Origin of the sequence: Nocardioides marinus (genome assembly GCF_013408145.1) — a bacterium.
Lineage (GTDB): Bacteria > Actinomycetota > Actinomycetes > Propionibacteriales > Nocardioidaceae > Nocardioides > Nocardioides marinus.
Genome location: NZ_JACBZI010000001.1, coordinates 1,070,829 through 1,086,979 on the forward strand (window position 1 = coordinate 1,070,829; position 16,151 = coordinate 1,086,979).

At 74.5% G+C, this 16,151-nt stretch carries 16 protein-coding genes; 11 read left to right on the forward strand and 5 right to left on the reverse strand.

Translation table 11 applies throughout. The annotated features are described in order from the left end of the window. The first annotated feature begins 8 nt into the window (after positions 1–8). The 8 genes from BKA05_RS05170 to BKA05_RS05205 are packed head-to-tail and all read left to right on the forward strand — an operon-like array spanning position 9 to position 7,121. Positions 9–1,025, forward strand: coding sequence for a metal ABC transporter substrate-binding protein (locus BKA05_RS05170; RefSeq protein WP_179530473.1), 1,017 nt, complete (start codon positions 9–11; stop codon positions 1,023–1,025). A 21-nt stretch (positions 1,026–1,046) separates the two neighbouring features. After that, a complete protein-coding gene (locus tag BKA05_RS05175) occupies positions 1,047–1,850 on the forward strand; it encodes a metal ABC transporter ATP-binding protein (protein WP_218842305.1) in 804 nt (267 codons plus the stop codon). Beyond that, the gene (locus BKA05_RS05180) at positions 1,847–2,692 is read left to right on the forward strand and encodes a metal ABC transporter permease (RefSeq protein ID WP_218842307.1); all 846 of its coding nucleotides are present in this window, start codon (positions 1,847–1,849) and stop codon (positions 2,690–2,692) included. The genes BKA05_RS05175 and BKA05_RS05180 overlap by 4 nt, the downstream gene beginning before the upstream one ends. Next, complete coding sequence (locus BKA05_RS05185) at positions 2,689–3,147, forward strand: Fur family transcriptional regulator (RefSeq protein WP_343045525.1); 459 nt, start codon at positions 2,689–2,691, stop codon at positions 3,145–3,147. Before BKA05_RS05180 ends, BKA05_RS05185 begins: the two co-directional genes overlap by 4 nt. A gap of 47 nt (positions 3,148–3,194) precedes the next feature. Beyond that, positions 3,195–3,887 (forward strand): arsenate reductase/protein-tyrosine-phosphatase family protein, encoded by a 693-nt coding sequence (locus tag BKA05_RS05190; RefSeq protein ID WP_343045526.1) that lies wholly within the window; start codon positions 3,195–3,197, stop codon positions 3,885–3,887. Then, positions 3,884–4,672: an MIP/aquaporin family protein gene (locus tag BKA05_RS05195; protein WP_179530474.1), complete on the forward strand. Its 789-nt coding sequence runs from the start codon at positions 3,884–3,886 to the stop codon at positions 4,670–4,672. Before BKA05_RS05190 ends, BKA05_RS05195 begins: the two co-directional genes overlap by 4 nt. Continuing rightward, the gene (locus BKA05_RS05200) at positions 4,669–5,103 is read left to right on the forward strand and encodes an arsenate-mycothiol transferase ArsC (protein WP_179530475.1); all 435 of its coding nucleotides are present in this window, start codon (positions 4,669–4,671) and stop codon (positions 5,101–5,103) included. The genes BKA05_RS05195 and BKA05_RS05200 overlap by 4 nt, the downstream gene beginning before the upstream one ends. A 32-nt stretch (positions 5,104–5,135) precedes the next feature. Next, complete coding sequence (locus BKA05_RS05205) at positions 5,136–7,121, forward strand: cation:proton antiporter domain-containing protein (RefSeq protein WP_179530476.1); 1,986 nt, start codon at positions 5,136–5,138, stop codon at positions 7,119–7,121. On the opposite strand, the gene BKA05_RS05210 is transcribed toward BKA05_RS05205, so the two are convergent. Beyond that, complete coding sequence (locus BKA05_RS05210) at positions 7,118–8,230, reverse strand: ArsO family NAD(P)H-dependent flavin-containing monooxygenase (protein ID WP_179530477.1); 1,113 nt, start codon at positions 8,228–8,230, stop codon at positions 7,118–7,120. The two genes, BKA05_RS05205 and BKA05_RS05210, sit on opposite strands and share 4 nt — an antisense overlap. Further along, complete coding sequence (locus tag BKA05_RS05215; protein WP_179530478.1) at positions 8,223–9,065, reverse strand: metalloregulator ArsR/SmtB family transcription factor; 843 nt, start codon at positions 9,063–9,065, stop codon at positions 8,223–8,225. The genes BKA05_RS05210 and BKA05_RS05215 overlap by 8 nt, the downstream gene beginning before the upstream one ends. A 93-nt stretch (positions 9,066–9,158) precedes the next feature. Here BKA05_RS05215 and BKA05_RS05220 point away from each other — a divergent pair, with 93 nt between their 5' ends. Next, positions 9,159–10,448 carry an NAD(P)-binding domain-containing protein gene (locus BKA05_RS05220; RefSeq protein WP_179530479.1) on the forward strand — a complete coding sequence of 430 codons (1,290 nt, stop codon included), beginning with the start codon at positions 9,159–9,161 and terminating at the stop codon, positions 10,446–10,448. Between the two features lie 4 nt (positions 10,449–10,452). Here the strand turns inward: BKA05_RS05220 and BKA05_RS05225 are convergent, their stop codons facing one another. Then, complete coding sequence (locus BKA05_RS05225; protein WP_179530480.1) at positions 10,453–12,174, reverse strand: N-acetylmuramoyl-L-alanine amidase; 1,722 nt, start codon at positions 12,172–12,174, stop codon at positions 10,453–10,455. 167 nt (positions 12,175–12,341) lie between these two features. On the opposite strand from BKA05_RS05225, the gene BKA05_RS05230 reads away from it, so the two are divergent. Beyond that, a complete protein-coding gene (locus BKA05_RS05230) occupies positions 12,342–13,238 on the forward strand; it encodes a DUF1295 domain-containing protein (protein WP_179530481.1) in 897 nt (298 codons plus the stop codon). 7 nt (positions 13,239–13,245) lie between these two features. Next, on the forward strand, positions 13,246–14,358 hold the full coding sequence (locus BKA05_RS05235; protein ID WP_343045527.1) for an FAD-dependent oxidoreductase: 1,113 nt from the start codon (positions 13,246–13,248) through the stop codon (positions 14,356–14,358). A gap of 3 nt (positions 14,359–14,361) precedes the next feature. Here BKA05_RS05235 and BKA05_RS05240 read toward each other — a convergent pair whose 3' ends face one another. Both BKA05_RS05240 and BKA05_RS05245 read right to left on the reverse strand, forming a co-directional pair. After that, positions 14,362–14,706 (reverse strand): anti-sigma factor antagonist, encoded by a 345-nt coding sequence (locus BKA05_RS05240; RefSeq protein ID WP_179530482.1) that lies wholly within the window; start codon positions 14,704–14,706, stop codon positions 14,362–14,364. Between the two features lie 89 nt (positions 14,707–14,795). Further along, entirely contained in the window at positions 14,796–16,142 is a 1,347-nt protein-coding gene (locus tag BKA05_RS05245) for an HNH endonuclease signature motif containing protein (protein ID WP_218842309.1), read from the reverse strand. Positions 16,143–16,151 lie beyond the last annotated feature (9 nt).

Here is a 16,151-nt window from a genome sequence, read left to right on the forward strand (position 1 = left end):
TCGGTGGCATGAGCCTCCGCCCCGTCCCGCGCGCCCCCCGCGCGACCCTCGCCGCCGGACTCCTCGCCCTGCTCCCGCTCACCGCCTGTGGCGCCGACGCGGACGTCGCCGGCGACGGGGAGCTGCGCGTGGTCACGACCGTCGCGCCGATCACCTCCATCACCGCAGCCGTCGCCGGGGACCTCGCCGTCATCGAGGGCCTGGTGCCGGAGGGCACCAACTCCCACACCTTCGAGCCGCCGCCGAGCGCCTCGGCCCTGCTCGAGCGCGCGGACCTGGTGCTGGTCAACGGGCTGCAGCTCGAGGAGCCCACCGTCGAGCTGGCCGAGGCGACCATGAGCGAGGGTGCTCGCTTGGTCGAGCTCGGCACCGAGGTGCTGCCGGAGTCGGAGTACCTCTACGACTTCTCCTTCCCCGAGGAGGACGGCAAGCCCAACCCGCACCTGTGGACCGACCCCACCTGGGCGATCCGCTACGCCGAGCTGGTCCACGAGCACCTGGTCGACCTCGACCCCGACAACGCGGCGACGTACGACGCCAACCTGGACGCCTTCGAGGAGCAGGCGACCGCGCTGTCGGAGGCCCTGCGTGCCGACCAGGAGTCGCTGCCTGCCGAGGACCGGGTGCTGCTGACCTACCACGACGCCTACGCCTACTTCGCCCAGACCTACGACTGGCAGGTGATCGGCGCGATCCAGCCCGAGAGCTTCGAGGAGCCGACCCCCAAGGAGGTCGCGCGGCTCATCGACCAGATCCGTGACCAGCAGGTGCCGACGATCTTCGGGTCGGAGGTCTTCCCCTCCGCGGCGCTGGAGGAGATCGGCCGGGCGACCGGCGCCCGCTACGAGGACACCCTGCGCGACGACGACCTCCCCGGCGCGCCCGGCGACCCCGAGCACTCCTGGCTGGGCCTGATGCGCGGCAACTACATCACCATGATCACCGGCCTCGGGGGCAGCGCCCCCGCGCTGGAGGCGCTCGACGTCACCCCGGCCGTCGAGGACGAGGCGGACTACCCGCAGTGACGCGTGCTGTTGGATGGTCCCGTGAGTGACGTCGAGGGGCACCCCGTGGGCGTCGTGCCGCTCGACGGCGCGCGGTCGCGCTCGTTGCTGCGCCTGGACTCCGTCGACGTGGCGTACGACGGTGCGCCGGTCCTGCGCGGGGTCGACCTCGACCTGCGGCAGGGCGACTTCGTCGGCGTGGTCGGCCCCTCCGGCGCCGGCAAGACCACCCTGCTGCGACTGGCCCTGGGCACCCTGCACCCGAGTGCCGGTGAGGTCGGCCGGGCCCGGGGGCTGCGCGTGGGCTACGTGCCGCAGCTGGAGACGGTGAGCTGGACCTTCCCGGTGACCGTGGCGGAGTGCGTGCTGATGGTGCGCAGCGAGCGCTGGCTGCCCTGGTCCACGCGGGCCGAGCGGCAGCGGGTGGGGGAGGTGCTGGAGCGACTCGGCATCGCCCACCTCGCCGACCGGCACATCCGTGAGCTCTCCGGGGGGCAGCAGCAGCGGATGTTCCTGGCGCGGGCGCTGCTGCGCGAGCCGCAGCTGCTGCTGCTCGACGAGCCCACCAGCGGCATCGACGTCGCGACCCGGCACGAGATGCTGCACCTGCTCGGGCACCTGCACGACGAGGGGACCACCATCCTGCTCACCACCCACGACCTGAACGGGGTGGCCGCGCACGTCCCCGAGCTGGTCGCCCTGCACGGCACCGTGGTGCACCGGGGTCGTCCCCAGGAGGTCATGACGCCCGCCGTGCTGGAGCGGACCTTCGGGGCGCCCATGGAGGTGCTGGAGCACCTGGGCATGCCGGTGGTGCTGGACCGCAAGCGGGCCGAGGCGACGTGATCGAGACCCTGCTGGAGCCCTTCGCCTACGCCTTCTTCGTCAAGGGCGTGGTGGTGGCGACGATGGCCGGCGCGCTCTGCGGGCTGGTCGGCGTCTACGTCGTGCTGCGCGGGATGAGCTACATCGGCCACGGCCTCTCGCACGCGATCTTCGGGGGCTTCGCCGCGAGCAGCGTGATCGGGCTGAACTTCGTGCTCGGCGCGGGCATCTGGGGGTTCGCCTCGGCGCTGGCGATCAACCGGGTCGCCCGCGCTCACCGCATCGGCGCCGACGCCGCGATCGGCGTCATCACGACCGCCTCCTTCGCGCTCGGCGTCGCGCTGCTCACCGTCTTCGGCAACCGCGGGCCCAGCTTCGACGCGGCGCTGTTCGGCAGCATCATCGGCATCTCGACCGCCGACGTGTGGACCCTCGCAGCGGTCAGCGCGCTCACCCTGGGGGTCGTGCTCACCCGCTACCGCGCGCTGCTCTTCGCGACCTTCGACCCCGAGGTCGCCGATGTGAGCGGGGTCCGGGTCGCCCGCACCGACGCCCTGCTCATGCTGGTGCTCTCGCTGGCGATCCTGGCGACGCTCTCGGTGATCGGCGTGACGCTGGTGGCAGCGACCCTGGTCATCCCCGCCGTGGTGGCCCGGATGCTCACCCACCGCTTCGCGACGATGCTGTGGCTCTCCAGCGCGATCGGTGCCGTCTGCGGCCTGGTCGGCATGAACCTCAGCTACCACCTCGACGTGCCCTCCGGCACCACGATCGTCCTGACCGGCGCGACCGTCTTCGGCGTGGTGCTCGCCGCGACCGGTGGCCGGGGCCTGCAGCGGGCCCCGAGGGCGGCGGTCCTGTGAGCGGGGAGCCGGCCGTGGAGGCCGTGCTGCAGACGCTGCGCGGGCGCGGGCACCGGATCACGATGCCGCGCCGGGCCGTCATCGACGCGCTCTCGCGCGCCGAGGGGCACCCCACGGTCGAGCAGATCACCGCCGACATCGCCGAGCGCTGGCCGGGCATCCACCTGACCACCGTCTACCGCACCCTGGAGACCCTGGCCGAGGTCGGCGTGGTCACCCACGTCCACCTCGCCTCCGGCACGGCCTACCACCTCGCCGACTCCGCCGGCGGGATGCCGGCCCACGTGCACGCGCAGTGCCGCACCTGCCACCGGGTCATCGACCTCCCCGACGACGTGCTCGACGACGTACGCCGGCGGCTCGACCGCTCGGCCGGCTTCCGCCTCGACCCGCACCACGTGGCGCTGTCCGGGCTGTGCCGCGACTGCGCGGAGCCTGAGGTCGAGGACAGTTAACTCAGCGTTCATTGACTCAATGAAACTTGAGTGAAAGCATCGGTCCTGTGACCGAGCTGGAGACCCGCGCCGCGCGCCACGCCGCGCTGGCCGACGTCACGCGGCTGGCGGTGGTCGACATGCTCGCGCTCCAGGACGCCTCGCCGCGCGAGATCGCCGAGCGCCTCGGCCTGGGCTCCAACCTGCTGGCCCACCACCTCGCGGTGCTCGAGCGGGCCGGGCTGGTGGAGCGCCGTCGCTCCGAGGCCGACCGCCGGCGGTCCTACGTCCGGCTCGTCGACGAGGCGCTCCCGCAGGAGAGCGTGACGTCCCCGGCCTGGGCAGGGGCGGGGGACCTGGTGTTCGTGTGCACCGGCAACTCCGCCCGCTCGCAGCTGGCCGCCGCGATCTGGAACAGCCACCGCGGGGAGGGCGTCCCCGTCGCGCGCTCCGCCGGGACCCACCCCGCCGCACGCGTCGACCCCCGGGCCGTCGGCGTCGCCGTACGCCGCGGGCTGCAGCTGGCCGAGCGCCCGGTCGCCCTCGACCCGGCCGACCTCGAGGGCGGTGCCCTGGTCGTGACCGTGTGCGACGCGGCCCACGAGGAGCTGGTCGCCGGGGCCGCGACCGGGGCCCTGCCCGGGTCGTTGCACTGGTCGGTCCCCGACCCCGTCCCGCTCGAGGGCGACGCCTTCGACGCCGCCGCCGACGAGATCGAGCGGCGGATCCACCGACTCCGACCCCTGGGGGCCCCTGCATGACCAGTCCGGACGCCCGACCCGACCTCAGTCGCCGCCTGGCGGCCGAGCTCGTCGGCACCGCCTCGCTCGTCGCCGTCGTGGTCGGCAGCGGCATCATGGCCCAGCGGCTCTCCGACGACGTCGGCCTGCAGCTGCTGGCCAACTCCACGGCCACCGTCTTCGGGCTCACCGCCCTGATCTGGGTCTTCGGGCCGACCTCGGGCGCGCACTTCAACCCCGCGGTCTCCTTCGCCGACTGGCTGATGGGACGCCTGGCCGGGGGAGGACGCGCCTCGGGCGCCCTGACCGGCGGCGAGGTGGGCGCCTACTCCGCGGCCCAGGTCGTCGGCGGCATCGCCGGTGCCGTGGTCGCCAACCTGATGTTCGAGGTGCCGGTCACCGAGCTGGCCTCGACCGACCGCTCCGCCGGGCACCTCTGGCTCTCGGAGGTGGTCGCGACCGCCGGCCTGGTGACGCTGATCTTCGCGCTCGCCCGCACCGGTCGCGGCGCGCTGTCGGCCCCCGCGGTCGGCCTCTACATCGGCGCCGCCTACTGGTTCACCTCCTCGACGTCCTTCGCCAACCCCGCCGTCACCGTGGGGCGGGTCTTCTCCGACACCTTCGCCGGGATCGCGCCCGCCTCGGTGCCGCCGTTCGTGCTCGCGCAGCTGGTCGGCGCCACCCTCGCGGTCGCCTTCGTGCACTGGCTGCACCCGCAGCTCGGCGCCCCCGGCGACACCAGCCTCGGGGACGTCGTCGTCCCGACCCAGTCCGCATCCCAGCCCTCCCGAGAGGACACCCCATGACCGACGTCCCGCAGGTCGTCTTCGCCTGCGTCCGCAACGGTGGACGCTCCGTGATCGGCCGCGTCCTGACCGAGCACTACGCCCAGGGTCGGGTCCGTGCCCTGTCGGCCGGCACCCAGCCCGGCGAGCACATCCATCCCGAGGTGGCCGACGTGCTGGAGTCGCTGGGCCTGGACACCAGCAAGGAGCACCCCAAGCACCTGACCCACGAGACCGTGGCCGCCTCCACGATGGCGATCACCCTCGGCTGCGGCGAGGAGTGCCCCTACGTCCCCGGCGTGAGGTACGTCGACTGGCCGGTCGAGGACCCCGGCGGCCAGGACCCCGAGACCGTCCGCGGCATCGTCGCCGACATCGACGGCCGGGTGCGCGCGATGCTCGTCGAGCTGGTGCCGGACCTGGAGCTCCCGGACTCCGTGCTCGCGGCCTGAGCAGGTGAGCGGCACCGGCTAGGTTTCCACCTGTGAACGCAGACCTGGTCGTGCTGGCCTCGTCCGAGGGCGTGCCGCGCTACCTCACCGCCACTGCGGCGCTGGTGCTGGCGGCGGCCGTCGTCGGCTACCTCAGCGTCCGGGTGCGGGTGCTGCCGATCGTGGGCTTCCTGCTGGCCGGCGTCCTGATCGGGCCAGCGCAGCTCGGCCTGGTGTCCTCGACCGAGGCGGTCGACGCGGCGGCGGAGATCGGCGTGATCCTGCTGCTGTTCACCATCGGCATCGAGTTCTCCCTCGAGCGCCTGGCGCGCGTGTGGCGCTGGGTCGCCTTCGGCGGCGGGTCGCAGGTCGTGCTGGCCACCGGGGCCGGGCTCGCGGTGACGGTCGCGCTGGGGCGGGACTGGAAGGTCGGGCTGTTCACCGGCTTCCTCCTGGCACTGTCCTCGACCGCGATCGTGCTCAAGCTGCTCGCCGACACCGGCGGCACCAGCAGCACCCGCGGTCAGCTCGCGCTGGCCACCCTGGTCTTCCAGGACCTCGCGGTCGTGGCCATGGTGCTGGTCGTCCCGCTGCTGGGCACCGAGGCCGAGGGCGGCACCGGCGCCCTGCTGGAGGCGCTCGGGATCGCCGTCGCGGTGGTCGGGGTCGTCCTGGTCGTGGCGCGCCGGGTGATGCCCAAGGTGCTCGAGCGCGTCGCCGCGCTCTGCTCGCCCGAGGTCTTCCTGCTCGCCGTCGTCGCCATCTGCTTCGGCACCGCCTACCTCACCGCCCTGGCCGGCGTCAGCGTCTCGCTCGGTGCCTTCCTGGCCGGGCTGGTGGTCAGCGAGAGCCGGCACAGCACCCACGCGCTCTCGGAGATCCTGCCGCTGCAGGTGCTCTTCAGCGCGATCTTCTTCGTCTCCGTCGGCATGCTGCTCGACGTCGGCTTCCTGCTCGCCAACCTCCCGCTCGTCCTGGCGGTCGCCGTGGTCGTCCTGGCCGTGAAGACCCTCACGACCGCCGCCGCCCTCGCGCCGCTGCGGGTGGGGTGGCGCCAGGCGGTCGCCGCCGGGCTGCTGCTCGGCCAGGTCGGGGAGTTCTCCTTCGTGCTGCTGACCGTCGGTGAGGGAGCCGGGCTCAGCCCACTGGGCGAGGGTGAGGACGGGTCGCAGGTCTTCGTGGCCACCACGGTGCTGCTGATGATGCTCACCCCGGCCTTCGGGTCCCTCGGCACCCGGCTGCTGCCGCGCGCGGGCGCGACCGCCGGGTCGTCCGCGGGGCAGGAGGCGACCCCCGCCGAGGCGCACGAGGTGCAGGGGCACGTGCTGATGCTCGGCTGGGGTGCCGACTCCGTCGCCCTCGGGGCCGACCTGCGGGCACGCGGCGTGCCGGTCGTGATGACCACGCTCAACCCCGGCGGGGCGGCCGAGGCCGAGGCCGCGGGGCTCACCGTCGTACGCGGGGACGCGATGCGGGCGCACGTGCTCGAGGAGGCCGGCCTGGCCCGCGCCCGGCTGGTCGTCGTCGCCGAGCACGACGCCGAGGAGGCCGCCCGGGTGGCGGTCATGGTGCGCGGCCAGAGCGACGTCCCCGTGGTGGTGCGCGCGACCGGCGTCGACCTCGAGGACCTCGCCGCCGCGGGGGTGGACCATGTGGTCGATCCCGCCGTCGCCGGGCGACGCCACCTCGCGGAGGTGGTCGGCGCCCGGGTGGTCGAGGTCCCGACGGCGGACGTCGACGTCTCGCGGCTCGTGCACTACCGCTGGCCGTCCGACGCGTGCCCGCACGGTGCCGCGTCGGTGCCCGTGCAGCCGGGGACAGCCGGGTGCGAGGAGTGCCTGCGCGACGGGGAGCGGTGGGTGCACCTACGGATGTGCCTCAGCTGCGGGCACGTGGGGTGCTGCGACTCCTCGCCCGGCCGGCACGCCACGGCCCACCACCGCGCCACCGACCACCCGCTGATGGCGTCGCTGGAGCCCGGGGAGACCTGGGCCTACTGCTTCCTCGACGACACCACGGTGCCCGAGCCGCGGGGCTAGCGGTCGAGGGTGGCGACCACGTCGGCCGCCACCGCCGCCGCGGGCCGCCCGACGCCGATGAGGGTCGCCGACGCGGGGCCGCACCAGTCGCCGTACCCCAGCAGCCACAGCGGTACGCCGTCGGCCGACCGCACCGCGAAGGGCGAGCCGTCCGGCGCCCCGGTCGCCGGGTGGCCGTCGGTCCAGGTCAGGCCCAGCCCGCGCAGGTGGGCGAGCGCCGGCCGGAAGCCGGTCGCCCAGACGACCGCGTCGAGCGGCTCCTCGCGGTCGTCGGGCCACCGCGCGCCGTGCTCGGTCAGCCGCTCGACCATCGGCTCGGCCACCAGGTCGCCCCGGTCGCGGGCCGCGCGCACCGGCGGCACCGCGACGACGTCACCCAGGGACCCGACGCCGCGGGCCTCCCGGCCGGAGGCGCGGTCGCGGACCGCCTGGGTGGCGACCTCGAAGAGCACGCGGCCGTCGACGTCGTCGGGCAGGTAGCGGGGCGGACGCCGGGTCGCCCAGTGGACCGCGGCGGCGGTGCCGAGCAGGTCCGCGGCGACCTGGGCGCCGGAGTTGCCACCGCCCACGACCAGCACCCGCCTGCCCGCGAACGGCTCGGGCCCTCGGTAGTCGTGGACGTGCAGGACCTCGCCCTCGAACCCGTCGGTGCCCGGGACCGTCGGCCACAGGGGGCGGTCCCACGTCCCGGTGGCCGAGACCACCGCGCGAGCGCGGAGGTCGCCGTGGTCGGTGCGGACCAGCAGCCCGCCGTCGGCGCGCTCGACGGCCGTCACCCGCACCGGCCGGCGCACGTCGACGTCGTAGCGCCGCTCGTAGTCGGCGAGGTAGTCCACGACGTGCGCCGCGTCGGGCGGCTCGTCCCCGGGCGGGCGCGGCATCAGCCGCCCCGGCAGCGAGCTGTAGCCGGCGGGGGAGAAGAGCCGCAGGCTGGGCCAGGCGTCCTGCCACGCCCCACCGGGGTGGGTGCGGGAGTCGAGCAGCAGCACCCGCAGCGCAGGGCCGGAGCGGCGGCGCTCGGCCCGGCGCAGGTGGAAGGCGAGGGCGAGCGCCGACTGCCCGCCACCGACGACGCAGACGTCGACGTGGTCGGGGAGCGGGTCAGTCATCGGTGCGGCGACGCTCCATCAGCACCGTGTCGCGCCACTCGCCGTCGAGCCGGGCGATGCGCGAGCGCACGGCCAGCGTGACGTAGCCGGCGCTGCGGTGCAGCGCGAGGCTGGCGCGGTTCTCCGGGAAGATCGAGGTCTGCAGGGTCCACAGCCCACCGGCGTCGGCCTCGGTCACCTGGCGCTGGAGCAGCGCACGGCCGACCCCGCGACCACGGGCCTGCTCGGCGACGTACACCGAGGTCTCGCCGACGCCGGCGTAGCACGCGCGGGTCGAGACGGGGCTCACGCCGGTCCACCCGACGACCTCGCCGGGGGTCTCGACGAGCTCGGCGACCCAGCGCTGGCCGGGCAGCCACTTCTCGCGCAGCGCCTCGATGGCGGGGGCCTCGGTCTCGAAGGTCGCCTGCCGGGTCGCGATCCCCTCGGCGTAGATCTCGCGCACCCGGGGCAGGTCGGCGTCGGTCATGGCCCGGGTGGTCACGTCGGCCGGCACGTCCCCGGGGCAGCACGGTCGGGTGGTCAGGGTGCCCATGGCGACGTCGGCGGCGTGCGGGAGCCCGGTGCAGCAGGCGGCGTTGACCGAGACCAGGCTGCTGGTGCCCACCTTGTCGATGCGGACGAAGCCCACGTCGGCGAGCTTGCGCACGTGGTGGGAGCAGGTGGCCTGGCTGATGCCGAGCGCGGTCGCGAGGTCGCCAACGCGCACCGCGCCGGACGCGCTGGAGGCGACCTGGTGCAGGACCCGCACGCGGGTCGGGTCGGCCAGGACGGCGAACCACTCGGCGTAGGTCGCGGCGTCGTCGGGTCGCAGGCCGGTCGGGGTGCTGGTCACGGGACCAGCCTAGACCATCCATCGACGCAGTTCGATGAATGGTCTAGGGTCATCCATCGACAAGGATCGATGAACTTCGGAAGGTGCACGCCCATGACACTCACGCCCACCCCCGGCCAGCCGCTCGTGATCGTGGGCGCCGGGCCGATCGGGCTCGCGGCCGCCGCCCACGCCGTCAAGCGCGGCCTGCCCGTCACCGTCCTGGAGTCCGGGGCCCACGTCGGCGCCGCCGTGCGCGGCTGGGGGCACGTGCGGCTCTTCTCGCCGTGGTCGGAGCTGGTCGACGACGCGGCAGCCCGACTGCTGGAGGCCGGCGGGTGGGAGCGGCCGCTCGCCCACGAGGCGCCGACCGGTCGCGAGTGGGTCGCGCACTACCTCGAGCCGCTCGCCGCGGCGCTCGTCGACCGGGGCGTCGTGCTGCGCACCGGCAGCGAGGTGGTCGGGCTCGCGCGTCGCGGGCGGGACCGGCTCGTGGCCCAGCAGCGGGAGGACGTGCCCTTCGCCGTGCACGTGCGGACCGCGGACGGTGCCGAGCAGGTGCTGTCGGCGGCTGCGGTCATCGACGCCTCCGGCACCTGGGGCGACCCCGGCCCGGTGGGTGCTGACGGTTGGCCGGCGCCGGGTGAGAACGCGGCCGCGGTGACCTACCGGGTGCCCGACCTCACCGACCCGCAGGTCCGTGCCGCGCACGCCGGTCGCCGCGTCGCCGTGGTCGGCGCAGGCGCCTCCGCGCACCAGGCCGTGGTCGACCTGGCCGCACTCGCGCAGGAGGAGCCCGGCACCCGGATCACCTGGCTGCTGCGACGCCACGACGCCGACGCGGTCTTCGGCGGGGAGGAGGCCGACGAGCTCCCGGGGCGCGGCGCGCTCGGGTCCCGCGCGCGGGCGGCCGCGGAGTCGGCGTACGTCGAGGTCGTGACGGGGTTCCGGACCGCGGTCGTCGAGGCGGGACGGGACGGGACCGTGCTCGTCGCCGAGGACGGTCGCCGGGTCACGGTGGACCGGGTGGTGGCGGTGACCGGCTTCCGCCCGGACCACGCGTGGCTTGCGCAGGTGCGGCTCGACCTGGACGGTGAGCTGTCGGCCCCGCGGGCGCTGGCGCCGGAGATCCACCCGGCCTTCCACTCCTGCGGCACCGTCAGCCCGCACGGCGCCGACGTGCTGCGCCAGCCCGAGGGCGGGCTCTACCTGGTGGGCATGAAGTCCTACGGTCGCGCGCCGTCGTTCCTGGCGATGACCGGGTTCGAGCAGGTGCGCTCGGTGGTCGCCGAGGTCGCCGGCGACCACGAGGCCGCCGCGCGGGTGGAGCTGGTGCTCCCGGAGACCGGTGTCTGCGGTGCGGGGGCGACGTACGACGGTGGGGGCTGCTGCGGGGCGGCCTGAGGGCTCAGGGCCGCACCTGGCGGCGCACCTCGTCGGCGAGGAAGCGTTGGTCCCCGGAGTAGGTGACGACCAGGCGGGTCGCCCGGTCGGCCAGCGGCTTCCCGCGACCGAACCAGATCGCCTTGTCCAGGTCGCGGACCCGGCGCTCGACCACGCGGTTGCCGATGCTCAGGGTCACGGTGCCCCCCGGGTCGGCGGCGATGCCGTCGGGGCTGCGCACCGCGACCCTGGCGCGCACGCGGCCGCCGCGGCGGCGGGTCTTGAGGGTGATCTCGACCGGAGCCTTGACCCGACCGGCCTCGACGACCTCGATGACGGGGTCGCGGCCGGGGGCGTTGCTGGTCACGCGCACCGAGACGGTCCGCCCGAGGTCGGCCTCGCGGCACTGGTAGCGCCAGGACTTCTCCCCGCTGATCTCGCGACCCTCCGCCAGCCACTGGTAGCGGGTGCGGGCGTCGTCGGGGTCGTAGCGGCCCTTGAGCGCCTTGAGACCACGACCGACCAGCGCGGCGCCGCCGACGCGGGCCGGCTCCTGCACCGTGACGTTCGAGGGCGGGGGTGGCGCGGTCATGATCTCGTGCGCCCGGGCCCGGATGTCGGGCAGTCGCTTGTAGAGATTGGTGCCCGGGCAGGAGGTGTCGTTGGTGTCGCGGTGGCCGTCGATCACGCGCAGCGTGGCCATCGCGCCGTCGCGGTACTTGTCGGAGCCCTCCGAGCGCACGGTGGTCCTGCCCCGGGCGCGCCGGCCGTAGCGGTCGAGCTTCCAGGCGGCCACCGCAGCCACACCGCGCACGACGGTGTCGGGAGCCTTGACCTGGTCGAAGTTGCCGATGACGGCGATGCCGCAGGAGTCGGAGTTGAAGCCGAGGGTGTGCGCGCCCCGCACCGGACGGGCGACGCCGCCGGCGCGGCCCTCCCAGATCCGACCGAAGCGGTCGACGAGGAAGTTGTAGGCGATGTCGGACCAGCCCAGGCTCTTGGTGTGGTAGCGGTACATGCCGCGGATCAGGGCCGGGGTTTCGCTGCGGGAGTAGTCGTTGCCGCTGGCGGTGTGGTGGACGTGGACCTGCTCGATGGTCGACTCGTAGCGCGGCCTGCCGTCGCGCCAGGACTCATCGGCGCCCCACGTCGCGCGCGAGGAGATGTCGGGCTTGGGTGCCACGACGTCCTCGGCCCCGGTCGAGCGCCGGGCGGCCGTGCCCACCGCCTGGTCGCTGGTGCGACCGGCCGGGTGCAGCAGCACCAGCCGCATGCCCTTGGGGGCTGCACCGGCGACGCGCACCTGCACTGCCCGGCTCGGGCCGACCCACCACGCGGCCGTGCCCCGTCGGTCGGCCTGCCAGGCATCGTCCTCGGGGCGGTCCTCGAGGACCGGCAGCCGGGTCCACTCGGTCCAGCCGTCGCTGCGCCGGGCCCGCGCCCACACCTGGGGGGAGGCGTCGCCGCGCCAGGTGACGCCCACCATGGAGTACAGCGAGGTCGGCAGGGACTCGGTCTCGCGCACGCCGTTGCGGGCTCTCCCGAGCTCGAGGGGGACCTCCAGCTCGGCGATGTCGCTGCCGCCCTCGGCGGAGAGCACCAGCGCGCCACCGCGCCGCGCGGTGTCGTCGTCCTGGCCCAGGCGCACGGCGGCTCCCACCGCGCCGACCCCGACGGTGGCGGCCACGGCGGCCTTGGCGAGGGTGCGGCGACTGGTGGGGGGCCCGCTGGTCGTCGGCTCAGTCACGCCAGGCATGGTCCCAAGGACCGGGCCCGGATCCGGGGAGGTCGGGGGCGTGGCGCGTGTGACGTGTGTGGTGGGAGGGGTCACGGCCCGCCCGGTGGGGGCCGACGGTTCCCGGCAGTTGCGTCGAAGCGCTGGACGAGTGAAGTGAAACACGTTCTACTTCGGGGGTGACTGACACCACCACCGCGCCGCGCAGCAAGGGCGCCTCGCTGGCGATCGTGACCGGGTTGTACGTCGTGGCGATCGCCGCGGCCGCTGCCTGGCTCTACCTCGGGCCGGACACGGCCTACCTCTGGCTCGATGCGCTGATCGCCGACCTGGTGGCCACCGCGGTGGTCTTCGCCGGCAGCCGGATCGTGCACAACTCCTCCTGCTACGACGCCTACTGGTCGGTGATCCCCCCGCTGCTGGCGGTCTACTGGTGGCTCGAGCGCGACCCGGGTGCCGACGGGGTGCGCTTCGCGCTGCTCTCGGTGGTGCTGTGGCTGTGGGCTATCCGCCTCACTGCCAACTGGGTCTACGCCTGGCCCGGCCTGCACCACGAGGACTGGCGCTACCCGATGCTGCGGGAGAAGAACCCGAAGGCCGAGATGGCCGTGGACCTGATGGGCATCCACGTCTTCCCGACCGTGCAGGTCTTCGCCGCGATGCTGCCGGTCTACGCCGTCACCCGATCGGAGCGAGCGTGGGGCTGGCTCGACCTCGTCGCGCTGGTCGTCGGCGTCGGTGCCGTGGCGCTGCAGCTGGTCGCCGACACGCAGCAGCACCGCTTCGCGCGCACCAAGAAGCCGGGGGAGTCCCTGGTCACCGGCCTGTGGGCCTGGTCGCGTCACCCCAACTACCTCGGCGAGATCCTGATGTGGGTCTCCCTGCTGCTCTTCGGCCTCTCCGCCCTCCCGGGACAGTGGTGGTGGCAGGTGATCGGCGTGGTCGGGATGGTCGCGATGTTCCTGGGTGCCTCGATCCCGATGATGGAGAAGCGCAGCCTCGAGCGGCGACCGGGCTACCAGGACGTCATCGACAGCGTGCCGATGCTGCTGCCCCGTCCGCCCCGGCGGTCGTGAGGCTCCAGTGACCCGGGTGCTGGTCGCCGGGCTCGGCGACACCGGCGTGCTGTGCGCGGGCGCGCTGGCCTCCCGGGCGATGCGCCGGCGCGGCCTGGCGGTCACCGGCGTCTCGCCGACGACCGGGTTGGTCAGCGGGCAGGAGCTCGGGCTGCGGCTGGCCCGTCCCGACAGCTGGTCGCGCGACTACCGCATCCCCTACCGCTCGTTCCGGCTGCTGGACCGGGTCGACGTGGTGCACGGCCGGCTCACCTCGGCCGACCTCGTGGCGCGGACCGTGTCGGTGGTCGGGGCCGACGGCGTGGCCCGGGAGCTCGGGTACGACGTCCTGGTGGTCGCCACCGGGGTCGCCAACGGCTTCTGGCGCAGCGACGCCGTCCGCGACGACGCCGCTGTCGCGACCGACCTCGCGGACCGGCACGCGCGGCTCGCGGCGGCCGGCTCGGTCGCGGTCGTCGGGGGTGGGGCCGCTGCGGTGGGAGCGGCGTACAACCTGGCGGTGCGGTGGCCCGACAAGCAGGTGGACCTCTACTTCCCCGGGGAGCGGGGGCTGCCGCAGCACCACGGGCGCACCTGGGCCGGCGTGCGGCGTCGCCTCGAGGCCGCCGGTGTGGTGCTGCACCCGGGGCACCGAGCGGTGCTGCCGGGCTCCGACGAGCCGTGCCCGGGGCCGGTGACCTGGTCGACCGGGCAGGCGCCGGCCCAGGCCGACCTCGTCCTGTGGGCCGTGGGGCGCGTGCGACCGCACACCGGGTGGCTGCCCGTCTCGGTCCTCGACGAGCACGGGTTCGTGCGCACCGGCTCGGACCTGCGCGTCCCGGGCGTGGAGGGGGTGTTCGCGATCGGGGACGTCGCCGCGACCGACCCGTTGCGCTCGACCGCGCGCAACTTCCAGCACACGGTGCTGGCGGCCAACGTCGCGGCGTACCTCGAGGGGCGGCCGCTGCGGGAGATCTCGCTGCCGGGGCGTCGCTGGGGGTCGGTGCTGGGGCCGCAGCGCACCGGGCTGGAGGTGTTCAACCCCTCGGGGCGGCCGTTCCGGATCCCACGGGTGGTGGTGGACCGGGCGCTGCAGCCGTGGGTGGTGAAGCGGGGGATCTACGGCGGGGTGCGGCGGTAGGTCTCAGCCCGGCTCGGGGGCGATGATGTCGAAGACCTTGTCCAGGCCCATCATCCGCAGCACCCGGTGCGGCTGGTTGTCTCCGCAGGCCAGCGTCATCGTGGCGCCCCGCGAGGTGAGCCAGCGGCGGGCGGCGACCAGGGCACCGATGCCCACGGAGTCCAGGAACGTCACGAGGGACAGGTCGACGACCACCGCCGGGCCGCTCACGTGGACGGGGTCGTAGAGGACCCGCCGCAGCTGTGGGACCGAGAGGACGTCGAGCTCGCCGCGGGCGACGACCACCGTGCGATCGGGGTGCTGCACGACGTCGAAGGCGACGTCCTGCGGGACGGGGGGCGAGGTCACGGTGCTCCAAAGCGCTGGGGTGGCTCGATCCTCGCCGGTCGGGCGGACTCGCGATAGATCCCTCGGGGTGGGGCGCTGGACGCGCGCGTTCACGCTGCCAGTCCGAGCTGGGCGAAGGCGAGGTCGAGCCGGAGACGGTGCTGTTGCGGGGGTGGCGGACCGGGTGCGCGACTGAGGTGGCGGTGGCCGCTGGGGGTGATGGTCTCGATGACGGTCGGGTCGCCCGGGAGTGGTCGTGAGGACCACCCGGGTGCCTGCTTGGCGTAGTTGCAGCCCTCGCAGAGGCCCTGCCCGTTGGCGGCGCTGGTGGCGCCGCCCTCAGCGTGCGGCCGGACGTGGTCGTGGTGTCGCACCGGTGCGTCACAGCCGGGGGTGCGGCAGGTGCGGTCGCGGGTGGTGAGGAAGTCGGCGAGGCCGGTGGGGAAGGTGCGAGCGGTCGACTCCATGGCGACCAGCCGACCGCCCCTGTCGAGGTAGAGCCGCTTGAGCTCCGCGACGCCCTGGTCGGACGCCCGGCGCACCAGGTCGCGCACGAGGTCGGCGGGCAGCGGGATGGCGCCGGTGCCCGGTGCGCCGACCCAGCCCGGCTCGTCCCCCTCGCGGCCGGGCAGGTTGAGCAGGGCGGCGTCGGACAGCGTCACCTGCACCGTCACCGGGACGACGTCGGCGTCGCCGAGCACCCCCTCGACGAGGGTGTCGGCCATGACCTGGCCGCGGGTGCGCCCGTCGCCGGCGGCGCGGGCGGAGTCGGCGCAGCGGCTCAGGGTCGCGTGCACTGACACGCCCTTGGCCAGCGGGAGCAGGGCGGAGAGCCTCACCATGCCGTCGGCGACCGGCCGGATGCTGGTGTGTCGCTCGGAGACGGCCTTCTCGTGCCGGGCCACCGCGGCGGCCGGGTCGGCGACGTAGGCCAGGCGGTCGACCTCGGCACGGAAGCGGCGCTCGCCCCAGCCGGCCGTCCTGCTCTCCTCGCTCATCAGCTCGGCGTCGATCCGGAGCCGGTCGACCAGGCTCAGGCAGGCGGTGCCCTGGGCGATCTGGGTGGCCCGCCACTCGGTGCACCAGCCGGCGCGCATGGCCGCCAGGGTGTGGGGGAGCTCCTCGGTCAGCACCACCGCCAGGCCGAGGTGGATGCCACCGCGGTGCGGGGACTCGCGCCGCGCCAGCGCGACCTCGGTGCCGATGCCGCGCTCCCGCATCGGCTTCGGCTGGTGGGCCCGCTGCTCGACTCGCGCCCGCTTGAGCGCCACCGCGGCCTGCGCCTGCACGGCGCACAACGAGTTCTTCAGGCGCTCCGCCTCGGCGATCAGCTCCACTGCCGCGGCGTCGACCTCACCCGGTTCCAGGCTGCCCAGTGCCTCCGCGGCCTCCAGTGCCTGCTGACGCAGGTCGCGGAGTGCGGCGGCGGGGTCCATGACCAGATAATAGTCGAACATCAGTTCGAG

Excerpts from the sequence above, each read along its gene's own strand:
- BKA05_RS05170 (WP_179530473.1), top strand. The coding sequence starts at position 9 with ATGAGCCTCCGCCCCGTCCCGCGCGCCCCCCGCGCGACCCTCGCCGCC.
- BKA05_RS05195 (WP_179530474.1), top strand. The coding sequence starts at position 3,884 with ATGACCAGTCCGGACGCCCGACCCGACCTCAGTCGCCGCCTGGCGGCC.
- BKA05_RS05200 (WP_179530475.1), top strand. The coding sequence starts at position 4,669 with ATGACCGACGTCCCGCAGGTCGTCTTCGCCTGCGTCCGCAACGGTGGA.
- BKA05_RS05210 (WP_179530477.1), bottom strand. The coding sequence starts at position 8,230 with ATGACTGACCCGCTCCCCGACCACGTCGACGTCTGCGTCGTCGGTGGC.
- BKA05_RS05220 (WP_179530479.1), top strand. The coding sequence starts at position 9,159 with ATGACACTCACGCCCACCCCCGGCCAGCCGCTCGTGATCGTGGGCGCC.
- BKA05_RS05245 (WP_218842309.1), bottom strand. The coding sequence starts at position 16,142 with ATGTTCGACTATTATCTGGTCATGGACCCCGCCGCCGCACTCCGCGAC.